Genomic DNA, 13460 nt, shown 5'->3' with positions numbered 1-13460 from the left:
GTGATGAGTTTTTTCTCTATCGAATTTAGTGTAATTCTCCTTTTGTTTTTTGTGCTCTATTGGCTTATCCCCACTTTTGCTTATCGTAATTTCGCGCTTTTGTGCTTTAATTATGTAGTAATTTCGCTTTTTAGCCCGTATTTTGCGCTCATTGTGTTGCTTTATACATGCTGTGTGTATTGCCTTGCATTTTTTATTGATGAGCTTCGTGCGCGTTTTATCTTCCTTGCTTCTGTGTGTTTTTGCGTGTGCTTTTTGTGCTTTTTTAAATATTATGCGTATATTAAAGATGCTTTTGATGTATTTCTTAAGACTTTTGGGCTAGATTTTTTTGACATAGATATTATTTTTCCCTTAGGCATTAGCTTTTATACCTTTGCTTCTATTACATATTTGCGCTCTGTATATGAAGGTGCGCAATTCCCCACTCCTTATAATAATGGTGAGAATCCAAAGCTAGAGGGCTTTTTAGCATTAGCGACTTATCTTTCATTTTTTGCTACATTTATTGCAGGTCCTATTATGAGAAGTGAAGATTTCTTTCGACAATACCACGCAAAGCGCAAATTTGGCTCTATGAATCTTATTTTTGCCTTATTGCTTTTTGGCTTAGTGAAAAAGACTATTATTGCTAATTATCTAGGTATGTATGCTTCTCCTATCTTAGATGCGCCCTTTGAATACCACGCCTTAGAGCTTTTAGCAGCGCTTTTTGCTTATAGTGTGCAGATTTATTGTGATTTTAGCGGTTATGTGAATCTCGTTTGTGCCTTTGGGCTCTCTTTAGGCTTTATCCTCCCGCCAAATTTTCATATGCCCTATATGGCAAGCAATCTCAAAGATTTTTGGCGCAGATGGCATATTAGCCTCTCTACTTTTATACGCGATTATATTTATATCCCTCTTGGAGGGAGCGCTAAGGGCTTTTTATGCACGCAGCTTTTTGTGCTCCTTAGTTTTGCCCTCTCAGGCTTATGGCATGGCAATACATGGAATTTCCTTATTTGGGGGCTTTTACACGGCTTTGGGGTAATTTGGCTAAACATCTTAAAAATGCTTCATATCAATATGGAGGGCATTCCTTTTGTGGGGAGGGCTTTTACATTTATATTTGTGAGTTTTGGCTGGATTTTCTTTTATTATCATTCACTCGATGAGGTGAGGGATTTTATGCTAGCCTTTGCTCAAGGGTTAGAATCTCCAGCCCCTGCGTATGTATGGTGGTTTCTTGGGGTTTTATGTATAGGCTTTATTTGCTACCCTTTAATGCGCCCAAGCCTAAGCTTCACTCAAAGCCTCTCAAGTGCTATCCCGTGGGTTTTAAAGCCCTTTGTTTTAGCCTTTGCGCTGACACTTATTATCGCCATTATGCCATCGGGCATTCCTCAATTTATCTATCAGGGTTTTTAATGCAGCAGGCGAAATTTGTTTTTATCATTTGTTTTACATTTTTGCAGCTTGTGGTGATACTGCATAGCTCTATACTTACATATGTGGAGCAAAAGTACCATAACTTTACAGAATCTAAAGTCCTAGCAGATATATATCAAAGGCTTATGCTAGGGGAGAATGCGGTTTTTGACTTTATGGATTCTTTGATGAGTGAGCTCTCTTTAGCGGAGTTTCTATCGCAAGTGTTAGATAGTAAAGAATCTCCCAAAAAGCTTGCACAAGGGCAGGATTTCAAGCTTGCGCATAAAAGCCAACACACCCAAAAAGCAGCGGAGAAAGCCAAGCAAGTAAAGGAAGCAGTCAATGGGGAGCTAAAGGAGGCACAAGATGCAACAATAGGGGGAATGTTAGATGAGGCGATGGAGGGAAAAATCAGCACAACAATAGAAGAAAAAGTAGAGGGAGCAAGAGAGTTACAAGTAGAGGGAAATATAGAATCTAGCAATGAAGCGAGCAATAACACAAAAGCCAATAATGATGAAAAAAGTGGAGAGAGCAGCGAAGCGAGCGGGGCAATAGAGGGCGGAGATTCACAAGAAGCTACAAAGCCAAATCTCATTACAGAGCCAGTGAAAGAGCCAGCGCCTATTGTTGAGAGTTATACACCTATTCGCCCGATTCAAAAAACTTCCATTGATATTGAGAGTGGTAGCTCTGTAGTGCTTATGGGGGATTCTATGATGCAAGGGGTAGCACCTTATATTCTTCGGGCTTTTAAGAAAATGGATATTCATGGCATTAATCTTAGCAAACATAGCACAGGGCTTACTTATAAAAATTACTTTAACTTCGCCCAAAGCTTGCAAGAATGCTTTAATGAGTATGAGAATATCAGCCTTGTAGTCGTGCTTTTAGGGGCAAATGACCCATGGACTATGAGAAAAAATATCGCCTTTAAAAGCCCATTATGGGAGGAGATTTATAGCCAACGTATAGAGGAGATACTTGAGATAGCTCAAAGCTATGGTGCGCGCGTAGCGTGGTATGAAGTCCCCTCTGTGAGGGAGAAAGCCCTTAATGATAAGATTCTCTACCTTAATAGCCTCTATGAAGATGTAACCAAAGCAAATGGCGAGTATTTCTTGCAAAGTAATGGCATTGTTACTCAAGGCGGGAAGTATTCTGCTTTTATCAAAGGCAGAGATGGCAAAAGCGTGCAAGTGCGCATTGATGATGGTGTGCATTTCACTTCAAGGGGGTATCAAATTATGGCAAATATCCTTCTTAACTCACTTCAAGTGCGAGAGGATTAGGGGGCAGGCGTGCTAAGGGTTATGAGTTTATCGTTTTGTATATGCGTGGGGATTTTGGGCATAGAATATCCGCTTAAAAGCATAGGTTTAGCTTTGGCGGATTCTAAACCCAGTATCCCCGCACAAAGCAAGCAACTTTTAGAATCTACCAGCGGCATTCAAAGTTACCAAGCCCAAATCTCCCCCTTGCTTAAAGCAAAGATTCATAAGAGAGAGAATCTTGTTATAAGGGTTTTGGGGGATTCTCATATCGCTGGGGATTTTCTCTCTCATAGATTAAGGAATCTCCTTTTTAAAAACTATAGTTTTGGGCTGCTCTACCCGCTCTATCCGCTTTATCATCAGCATATCGCACTCAAATATCAAAGCCAAAATTTTGAAATCTTAAATTCTCGCATAAATGAGCCAACTGCCTACCCATTAGGGGGCGTGATAGCAAAGCCCACAGCCCTCCCCGCATATATTACCCTCTCTCCCATTAACCCCACTAACGCTACGACAAAAATTATTTTTAAAGCCCCTGATACCAAGGCAGCACTGCGGATTGAAGATAGTGCTAAGGCAAAATTTATCATTAATGCTAAAAGGGCTTCAAGCTGGCAAATACTCAGTATGGAGTTGCAATATCCTATTAGCATTTATGCCTTGAATGAAAAGGTGCTTTTAGGGGGAATGTATATTACACAACGCAATGGGGGCAATAATATCGTTGAAAGTCTTGGCATAAATGGCGCGCGCTCGGATATTTGGCTTAAATGGGATAGAGAGCTTTTTATGCAGCAGATGCGCATTCTGCCTGCGGATTTGTATATTTTATGCTATGGGTCAAATGACGCAATGCATGATAACTTCAATGAAAGTGTGTTTATCAAACACTATGGCGAGCTTATTGATAATATCAGGGAGGCTAATCCTAACACGACTATTTTGCTCCTCTCTCCGCCTCCAGTGGTGCAAAAGACAACCAAAGGCAAAAGGGTGGTGTACAAAAAGAGCAAAAATGCCAATATCACTGCCCGAGCCATTACTAAACTTGCCAAAGAGAAGCAAACTTTGCTTTTTAGTATGGAGGATTTTATCAATCAAAGCGGGGGTAAGGCTAAATGGGAGAGTGCTAATCTTGCCAAGCCAGATGTGCATTTACTCCCTAATGGCTATAAGCTTATCGCTGATAAGTTATATTATGAACTTTTAAGGCTAAAATAGCCTTGTCTTATAGGTGGAATATTTGCTTGTGTGGGTTTAATGTTTGCGCGCTAACAACCAAGCTTACACTTACCTGCAAGAGTTGAGAAGCTGATATTCCCTTGAGAGATAGAAATTTTGTCATCTCCATAGCCCGCATAGCAGGTGAAGAATTTCCCTCTGCTTATTTGCGTTAGTAGAGATTTTAAGAAGATGTTTGATTCAAAGAAGTTTAAGAATAATCAAAAGTTGTTGCATTAAAAAATCGTTTTTTTTTTTTTTTAATATACTCGGAAGGATTATAAAACTTGCAAGGAGTAGAAAATGGCAGAACGAAGATCAAAAATTGACGCAAGGGCTAAAAGTATTTTTGAGTTTTTATCGGGGAATGAATTTTTGATACCCATATATCAAAGACCATACGAATGGGGGCTAGGAGAATGTGAGGCATTATGGGAGGATATTATTCAATTTTATGAGGCGCAAAGTGGCGGTGAGAAAGGTATAGAGTCTTATTTTTTAGGCTCTATTGTTGCCTATAGAAGTAAAGATAATAAGTTAGACATCATCGATGGACAGCAAAGAACTACGACATTAATGCTTCTTTTGAAAGCTTTATATGATGTTAATAAAAAGGCAAATAGCGAGAGGGGAGGAGAGATATGCAAGTGTTTGTGGGAGATTGATAAGAATGCTCCGCGAGAAAACAATGTAATGTTTGATAAGTATCGCTTAAAAAGTGATGTAGTAAGTGATGATGATGAAACTAAGTTGAAGCAAATTTTAATGGATCAATATAATCCAAGCGCGGAAAAAATAGAGTTGCAAAAAGCGATAAAAAAATCAAAATCAAATTATGAAAAAAATTATTTATATTTTACCCTTTGGGTTAGGGATTACTTGAATAATCGGGCAGCTAAATGGGAAGGGATTTGTGAAACACTTTTAGAGCGTTGCGAGGTGCTTCTTGTTGAAAGCGAAGATGGGAGAGAGGACAAAGGCTTTGATTATGCTCTAAGAATTTTTAATACCCTAAATAATAGAGGAAAGCCACTTGCTGATTCTGACATCATTAAGGGCAGGATTTTGACTAAAACAACAAAAGAGGGTAGAAAGCAATTTGCACAAGAATGGAAAGCATTAGAGGATAAAATTAAAAAGAGCGAATATGTCAAATCAGAGAGTGATCGCTATAATTTTATGAGTGAGCTCTGGACTCATTATATGCATATCTTGCGTGCAAAAAATGGAGATAGTGATACCACTACGCCGGGTATGTTGCAATTTTTTGCAGGTAAGAGTAAATTAAGGCAAGATAAATCGGGCGAACCTATAGAAAATATATTAGTTTCAGATGAGAGCTTTGAGTTTATTAAGCAACTTGCGCAATTCTATCTCAATCCTTATAACTACCTCTCTCCTAAGGGTGCGAAGTATTATGATGTGCTTGATACATATCAAAATAACTATTGGAAAATCCCATTGAGTGTGTGTATTTATAAATTTAGAGAGAGCCACACAGGAGAGTTAAAGATTAATGAGGCAGTCTTTGAAGAGCTTTTTCCTAAACTTATTACTTGTATAAGCTTGCAGTTGTTTCAAAATAAGGGAGGAACTACAGCTTTAAAAAATATTTTTGTTAAGACAAATATAACACTTTATGAGAGTGGGAAATTTGACTTTAATATTAAAGAAGAAGTGCCAAGTCAAGGTCGTTTTGAGGAGTTTTGCATGGATACTGCCCAAAAAAATATAAAATACCTCTTGCTTTTAGATAGCTATTTGTTTAGTGAGGAGCAGCAGAGAACTTGGATCTGTAAAGATAAAAAAGGCAATGATAAAACCGGTTTTGCCAAAGAAGGTGAGGTAGAGCATATCCTGCCAAAAGAGTGGCAAAAAGCAAATTTTGATGGCTGGGATGAGGCATTACACAAAAAATATTTAGAGAAAATTGGGAATAAAGTGCTACTTGAAAAGAAAATAAATATTGCTTGCTCTAATGGTTTCTTTCATAAAAAGAAAGAAGAATATAAAAAATCTCATTTTGTGCAAGCCCGCGATGATTTAAGCCGCTACCCAAATGAAAAATGGACTACAAAGGGTATAGATAAGAGAAGCGGAGAAATTTACCAAAGATTGCAGACATTTTTTAATAATAATAAAAAAGGCTAAAGCCCATGCTGCTTATTAATGGCAGTAAGGCTGGGCAGTTAGGGCTAAGCACAAACTCTCTCCCCTGCGCATAAAAGTGCTTCTCTAAACTCTTTCCCTTTAAATTTCTGCTGTAAAATACCGCTTGCTTTAATTTGCTATGAGTTGATTAATAAGTAAAAGCTTGCAAGAAGGAGCAGAGATTGAAGATTTATATTTGTGGCATTCATACCGACACGGGGAAAACTCACTTTAGCGCCGCATTTTGTGCGGCATTTGGGTATGATTATTTTAAGCTCATTCAAGCGGGCTCTCCTAAGGATAGTGATTTTATCGCCACATTTAGCCCCAAAACGCACATTTTTAAAGAGGGTGTGTTTTTACACACTCCTGCTTCGCCACATGTGGGTAAAAAGCTTGAGGGGCTAGATTTTAAAGCCTTGCAAATAACCCTGCCTCAAAGTGAAAATATGCTTATAGAAACTGCGGGCGGGCTTTTTACGCCTATTGATGAGGGGCATACGATGATTGATTATATCAGTGCTTTTACGCACCCTTGCATTGTCGTGGGGAAGTATTATTTAGGCTGCATTAATCATATTTTACTCTCTTTAGCAGCGCTCAAAAGCAGAGATATACCTATCTTAGCCCTTGCCCTTATGGGGGAAAAAGATGAGGCAATTGATGAGTTTATCCGTGCTTATGCGGAGGTGGAGATTATCCATTGTGGGTTTTATACACAGCATAATTTCAAGCAAGAAGTGCAAAACTTAGTATTGCAAATGCCACATTTGACAACTCTTTGTTAAAAGTAAGTATAATGCGCATTATTTTACAAAGGAGCGGTTTTGAAACTACAGGAGATAAAGGAAACACTTCTAAAAGATTTAGCCCAAAGGGTGGAGGATAAGATTTTAGAGCAGGGAAATTATGAGCTTTTAGAAAAGCTTATTTTAAATGATAATATTAATGAAAAAGAGGCTTTTGCTATAGCCGCACTTGGCACGACTTGGAAACGCACGGGTTTTGCTTTTGATAAAAGGTTAGAGAAAGCTACAGATGAAGTTTTTTACCTTAAAAAAGATGAAGGTTTGAGTTTTGAAAGCAAGATTCAAAATACTTCAAATGCTGATACACAGGTAGATTCAAACGCCGGGGGGGGGGGGTTATAAAAATATCTATTCCCAAAAGCCGCTCACTCATAGCCTGATTATCGGAGATAATTATCCGGCACTTTTAAATCTGCTTATTACTTACCGGGAACGCATAAAGGTCGTATATATAGATCCCCCATACGGGAAAGATGATTTAGGAAACTTCGCTAGCACAAATTATGAAAACGACATTTCAAGGGATAATTTGCTCTCCATGCTTTACCCTCGCCTATACTTGGCAAAAATGCTTTTAAAAGATGATGGCGTAATCTTTTGCTCCATAGATGATAGAAATCAAGCCTATGTAAAATGCCTTTTTGATGAAGTGTTTGGGGAGAGGAATTTTGTGAGCACATACCCTAGACTAACAATTAAAGGAGGAAAAACACAAACAAATTTAACAACAAATAATTTAGACTATATTTTATGTTATGCAAAAAACAAACAATCGTTAAAATTTAATAAAATAAGTATGGTTGGAGATAATGCATTTAAATACAGCGACAAACACGAAGCAAAAAGAGGTAAATATCACACAAAACAAGCTTTGGATACAAGTAGCTTAGGTTATGTCCCTTCCTTAGACTATCCTATCATACATAATGGAACTACATATTATCCCGGTGGAACACAAGAAAAAAATGCTTTTCGTTGGACTTGGTCAAAAGATTTGTATGAATTTGCACTTAAAAATGATTTTGTAGAATTTAAAAACAATAGAATTTTTCCAAAAAAATATTTGTATGCCTCAATCAAAGGAGACCAAAAAGATGGTTATTATATAGAGTATGAGGAAAAAGAAAAAAACTATTCTCAATTTACTTTTGTGGATAATAAATTTTCAAATAGATATGGGGATAATGATTTAGAAATGCTAAATATGAAAAAAGCTTTTGATTATCCCAAACCCGTAAATTTAATAAAGCATCTTCTCAAAATTTCTACCAATGTAAAGGCGGGAGATTCTGAAAGTGTGGAGGAGGCTTGTCATTCTGAGGGAGCACAAGGTGCGACCGAAGAATCTCTAAAAGAATCACTAGTCGCCAACAGCAATTCTTCACCCCTTGCAGTGGTTCGTGATGACAACAAGTCCCAAACGTCTTTCAGCAGTGAGATATATTCTCACTGCGATAAAATTAAATCGCACGAAGTGCCACCTCTTAAAGCGTCGTCGGGGTGGGGGATATATAAGGGGGAGGGAGCGACTTCGCAATTCAAGCCCCTCCCCCTTATAGAAAAAGAAAAAATAGAATCACTAGAAAGGCAGTTACTTTGTCATTCTGAGGGAGCACAAGGTGCGACCGAAGAATCTCTAAAAGAATCACTAGTCGCCAAGAGAGATTCTTCACCCCTTGCAGGGGTTCAGAATGACAAAAATGCCAACAGCAATTCTTTGGTTGTTTCCACTCCCGCTAGAGGTGACAATGAGTCTGGTATTTCTAACAGAGATTCTTCGCTTGTTTCACAAGCTCAGAATGACAATGTTGAGAGAGATTCTTCGGCTTCGCCTCAGAATGACAAAAACGGGCAGGGTTTGCAAAGTGAGAATTTGCAAAAAGATAGCGTTTTAGCTTGTGAAAATGGAAGCAATGCGGAAGTAAGTTCGCAAGACTTTTCAAAAAGTGGAGTTTCTGGAAATTTACAAGGCGAGGGCTTAAAAAAGGAGTTTTCAAAAAGTGAGCAGGATTTTGGAGATAAAAATGGGGCTTTGCAAGGCGAGGCAAGGGAGTTACCTCAAAGGGTAATGACCGAAGCCAAGACGCAGCAATCGCCATTTTATCTCCAAAAGACAAGCACTGAAGAAGGAGATATTGTTTTGGATTTCTTTGCCGGCTCTGGCACCACCGCTCACGCTGTGCTAGAGCTTAATAAAGAAGACGGAGGCAAAAGAAAATTTATTTTAGTAACGAATGATGAGATAACAGAACTTAATCCTAATGGCATAGCTGAAGATGTAACGGCAAAAAGGCTTAAAAGAATAATGAGCGGAGAGTGCTACAACGGAGAGAAAAATTTTAAATGGCTTGAGAAAAATGCACCTTATGGGGGTAATTTAGAAGTTTCTCGGGTGAAGGTTTTAAGCGCTTTTAATGAAGAAATTTTTCAAGAAATTGATGAGCGACTTTATGGACTGCCTAAATTTGAAAATATGCATGAAAAGATTAAGTGGGTGTGTGAGAACTTCCAAAGCACGATGAAAAAGCTTACTATGCAAGATAAAGATGAAGCAGTTTATGAAAAGGCTTTAAAAGAAGAGTTAAAAAGGCTAAAAAATGACAAATGAAGCAAGAGATTTACAAAAGCAGGCGGTAGCTAAGCTTGTAGAAGTGTTTAAAAATAAAAGAGAAACGACCTTCAAAGCCCCTACAGGAAGTGGAAAGACTTTTATGATGGCTTCATTTATGAATGAGATTCTAAGTAGCAATGAAAAAGCCGTTTTTGTCGTATCCAGCTTGTCAAAGGGGGATTTAGGCGAGCAAAATTACAAGGCTTTTTGCACTTTTAAGGAGCAATTTAGGCATTTAAAGCCATTTTTAATAGAGAGTGAAGGCACAAAGGAAGAAAGCCTGTATATCCCTTTAGATTATAATGTCTATGTGCTACCTAGGGATTTGTATGCGGATAAAAAGAAGCTTAAAGACCAAGGTGTGCTTGTGCGGTTTTTACGAGGCTTAAAGGGTTTTAAAGAGAAGCTAAGCGGGGAGGAGTATAAGGAAAAACAAATTTATTTGATAAAAGATGAGTGCCATATCGCCACAAGCAATTTAGATGATTTGATTATAAAACCAAAAAACACAGAGGGGAGGTATTTTGAGAAAGTGCTGAATGTCTCTGCTACGCCAAAGCTTACAAAAGGGCAATTCCCTGATGTGTGTATAAGCGAGGAAGAAGCTATGAGTGCAAGGCTTATAAAAAGAGTGGAGTATGATGAGGAGGCAGGGCTTGAAGTGGCTTTAGAGAAGTTTTTAGCACTTAAAAAGGATTATGTGGAACATTTAGGGATAAACCCTTGCCTTATCATACAAATTTCTAATAAAAACAAGGCAGATGAGGAGTTAAAAGTAATCAAAGAAAACTTAAATAAAGAGCGGTTTTCGCATTTAAAATGGATGTTTATCGTTGATGACAAAGCGAGCAATAAAGATAAAAGCGATACCAATGATAGGATAAAAACGCAAAATTTAAGCGTGAAAAAATGGAAAAGTTATGCAAAAAGCAATCAAAGCACGATTGATATAATTATCTTTAAAATGGTGATTAGCGAGGGTTGGGATATACCGAGGGCTTGTATGCTTTATCAAATGCGAGATAGCCAGTCAAAGCAACTTGATGAGCAAGTTATAGGCAGGGTAAGGCGAAATCCTTATTTGCTTGAGTTTGAGAACTTAAGTGAGAGTTTGCAAGAGCTTATAAGCGTGGCGTATGTGTATGGGATAAAGCCTAAGAGTGAGAGTAGCGTGGGTGTGAGGCTAAGGGGCGAGAATAGGGGAGGCTTGTTTGAAAATGAAGTGCAAAAGGAATTTACAATCCGCACTTCAAGGCTTCAAAAAATAGAAGATACAAGCAGTCAAAATGCCTTTGATGTAAAAAGTTTTTTGCAAAAGTTAGGGCAAAAAGAGGCAAGGAAAAATAATATTTTTGGACTTTATGCGCAGTATAAAGGCAATGAGCCTCTTTATGGACTTTGCAAAAATTATGTTTTAGAGGCAGAAAATGAGGAGCTAGCGGTAAAAAATTGGTTTAAATTCTCTGTCCATTTTGATGAGATTAAAAAGGGCTTTGAAAAAATCGTGTGTGATTATGAAAAAACCTTAGAGCTTGTGGGCGAAGGGCAAGTTTTGCCTTTGGAGAGTGTTTTGCAAAAAACGGATTTTAAGAGAGAAGATATAAAATGGATATGGGAAAATAATAATAAGGAATTTTACTTTGACAGCGAATCGGAGAGAGAATGGCTAGGGTTTTTAATTAATCTTTATGATGAGGACGCTCCGGATAAAAAACAAAGACTGATAAAACATCTTGAAATAAACAATGAGAGAATTTATCTTTTGGGTAAGAATTTTACTTTTAATTCTCAATTGAAATTTGAATATTATTTAGAGGGGTATCATTTTTCTTATCCGGATTTTATTTTAAAAGACTGGGCAGATAGAATCCACATTTTTGAAGTCAAAAGTTTCAATACCTCAAGCGAACAAAACATCAACAGCACCGAGTATGACGACAAAATACAAGAGCTAAAAAAGCTTTATAAAATAATCGCTCAAAAAACAAAATATAGCTTTTATATACCCATTAAGAAGGGCGATTCTTGGGATATATGGAGTAGTGAGGAGGAGCATTTGACACAAGATCAATTTAAGAAAAAAATTGAGAAAAAACCTTAAAGACTCTAGGATTTAAATCTTAAAGCCTATGGATTAATGCAAGGAGATTAAAGGAGTTAAGCTCCCTCAATTTCACGTAGGATTTCTTTATTTTTAAATGCTTTGCAAGGCTAGATTCAAACTCCTCATAAATGCTAAAATTCCCGCTTAAACTCCTAGAGTTTGAGAGAAAAATCCTCTGCCTTAAGCCTTCAAAAATGCTTGTTTTAAGCCCTCATTTTTAGCTAAATTTATACATTAAAGCTGGATATTTAACTTCACAATAACAAAAATTCATTTGCAAAATATTTTTATTTATAGGGTGGCTTCTTAAAATTGATAAATTAGGGTTGGAATCTAAAAATTCATTATTTTTAACATTAGATAAAAATTCACATAAGTTTTTAAGCTCTTCTTTACTGATAAAATTCCATTTTTTAAAATAATATAAATATTCACTTAATTCATACAAGGCTTTATTTTTGCCATTTGCTCCTAAAAAATTTGTTTCCTGCAAGGTGCTTAGAGATAGTTTTTCTTTATCTTTTTTATCCACATCGTAGCCAATTTGCCATTCTACATAGTGTTTTTGAGAAAAACTTTTTGTTTTTGTGGCTACGGGCAAGCCGTATTCATAGAAACTATTTCTTTCCTTTACTCGAGTTTTGCCACTTTGTGCGGTGAGTGGAATTTCTATAAAAATCTTTTGATTTTCCAATTTTTCAATTCTCATAATGTTCTCCTAACAAAGCCTTAAAATAATCCTCAATTTTTGAATCTATTACTTTATTTTCACTTGCTTTGATAAAATGAGATTCTAAATTTTTAAAAGCCTTAAAATCAATTAAAATATCGCAATTACCCAAATAATAAGGCACACAAGAAATCATCATCTTAAAAACATCAACATAGCAATAAAGGCTGTATTTTTCTTTTGTAATATAAAGTGCATTTGTGCAATCTTTGTCAATAAAGGTTTTAGAGCGGCGCAGGGCATTAATATCACGCATTGTGTAAAACATCGCTATTTTTTGAGAATCTTTTATGCGATTTTTGTTAGGATATTTATCAATATATTTTGAAATAAACTCAAAATCACTCAGTTTAAAAGTTCTGCCCTCCAAGCTTTTAAAACTAAAATTTGAAATAAAATTAAAATCCATTCCTTGCTTATCTTTTTTATATAAAGCAATGATTATGGGGAAATAGCTTAAAGATTTGGGGCAGAAAATTTGCGAGCTAATAATGCAATTATCAACTAAAACATAATGCTTTGAAAAATTTTTGAGGGTTTTGAAATTTGTCTCTTTAATTAAATAAGAAAGAGGGTGTAAAACGCAAATATAATCAGCATTTAGTACATCAAAAGAGCGTAAAAAACCAATGCCAATATCTCTTGTTTGAAGCTCTTTGTCAATCTTTAATGTTTGTTTTTCTTTTAAATGCTTTTGCACTATAGAGCTTTTATCATTAAAGGGTGGGTTGCCTATAATGATAAGCTTATCATCTTGCTTTAATTGAAATTTTTCTCTTTTTACTTGATAAAGGGCATTTAGGTGCAAAAAAATAGGAGAGCTTGAATGATTTTTAAAGCGATCTTTTGCTCTTTTTAAAGCCTCTTTGTCAATATCTATGCCGATTTTTTGCTTAAAGCCTTGTAAATTTAAAAAACTCCCATATCCACAAGAGCTATCAAGCAAGATATAATCTTTAGTGTTGCGTATTGTTTTTTTAAGCATTGAATGTGCAATTTGCACAATAAAATCAGGTGTGTAAAAACTTCCTAAATTAATAGTTTGCTTGGTATCTAAATGCGTTTGAATACTCATCTTGCCTCTTTGCCTTTCATCATTATAGCAACTTTGTTTTATAAAATCTTTATTATATCTTAAGCTTAT

General features: G+C 36.5%; 9 protein-coding genes and 2 pseudogenes. 9 read left to right on the top strand and 2 right to left on the bottom strand.

From position 1 onward, the window contains the following. Positions 1-3 precede the first annotated feature (3 nt). From CQA63_RS06065 to CQA63_RS06030, 9 genes and pseudogenes are all read left to right on the top strand, one after another. On the top strand, positions 4-1410 hold the full coding sequence (locus CQA63_RS06065; RefSeq protein ID WP_104699967.1) for an MBOAT family O-acyltransferase: 1407 nt from the start codon (positions 4-6) through the stop codon (positions 1408-1410). Beyond that, positions 1410-2705 carry a DUF459 domain-containing protein gene (locus CQA63_RS06060; RefSeq protein ID WP_104699968.1) on the top strand — a complete coding sequence of 432 codons (1296 nt, stop codon included), beginning with the start codon at positions 1410-1412 and terminating at the stop codon, positions 2703-2705. Before CQA63_RS06065 ends, CQA63_RS06060 begins: the two co-directional genes overlap by 1 nt. A 9-nt stretch (positions 2706-2714) precedes the next feature. Next, on the top strand, positions 2715-3911 hold the full coding sequence (locus CQA63_RS06055) for a GDSL-type esterase/lipase family protein (protein ID WP_233706609.1): 1197 nt from the start codon (positions 2715-2717) through the stop codon (positions 3909-3911). Positions 3912-4214: 303 nt separating this feature from the next. Further along, positions 4215-6062, top strand: a complete 1848-nt coding sequence (locus CQA63_RS06050) for a DUF262 domain-containing protein (protein ID WP_104699970.1) — start codon at positions 4215-4217, stop codon at positions 6060-6062. A gap of 182 nt (positions 6063-6244) precedes the next feature. Next, on the top strand, positions 6245-6850 hold the full coding sequence (locus tag CQA63_RS06045) for a dethiobiotin synthase (RefSeq protein WP_104699971.1): 606 nt from the start codon (positions 6245-6247) through the stop codon (positions 6848-6850). 39 nt (positions 6851-6889) lie between these two features. Continuing rightward, a complete protein-coding gene (locus CQA63_RS06040) occupies positions 6890-7213 on the top strand; it encodes a hypothetical protein (protein WP_115511843.1) in 324 nt (107 codons plus the stop codon). After that, positions 7185-8135 (top strand): annotated as a pseudogene (locus CQA63_RS10570) (DNA methyltransferase); the annotation flags it as partial. The gene CQA63_RS06040 and the pseudogene CQA63_RS10570, both read left to right, overlap by 29 nt. 855 nt (positions 8136-8990) lie before the next feature. Further along, a pseudogene (locus tag CQA63_RS10565) lies at positions 8991-9479 on the top strand (DNA methyltransferase); the annotation flags it as partial. Further along, positions 9469-11583: a DEAD/DEAH box helicase gene (locus CQA63_RS06030; RefSeq protein WP_104700707.1), complete on the top strand. Its 2115-nt coding sequence runs from the start codon at positions 9469-9471 to the stop codon at positions 11581-11583. The pseudogene CQA63_RS10565 and the gene CQA63_RS06030, both read left to right, overlap by 11 nt. Positions 11584-11803: 220 nt before the next feature. Here CQA63_RS06030 and CQA63_RS06025 read toward each other — a convergent pair whose 3' ends face one another. Together CQA63_RS06025 and CQA63_RS06020 are read right to left on the bottom strand one after the other, a co-directional pair. After that, the gene (locus CQA63_RS06025) at positions 11804-12295 is read right to left on the bottom strand and encodes a restriction endonuclease (protein ID WP_104700706.1); all 492 of its coding nucleotides are present in this window, start codon (positions 12293-12295) and stop codon (positions 11804-11806) included. Continuing rightward, a complete protein-coding gene (locus CQA63_RS06020) occupies positions 12285-13391 on the bottom strand; it encodes a DNA methyltransferase family protein (protein WP_104700705.1) in 1107 nt (368 codons plus the stop codon). Before CQA63_RS06020 ends, CQA63_RS06025 begins: the two co-directional genes overlap by 11 nt. Positions 13392-13460: the final 69 nt, after the last annotated feature.

It is taken from the genome of Helicobacter marmotae (assembly GCF_003364255.1).
GTDB lineage: Bacteria > Campylobacterota > Campylobacteria > Campylobacterales > Helicobacteraceae > Helicobacter_C > Helicobacter_C marmotae.
Note: the sequence above shows the minus strand (reverse complement) of the source record. Positions and strands in the feature narration are given on the sequence as shown.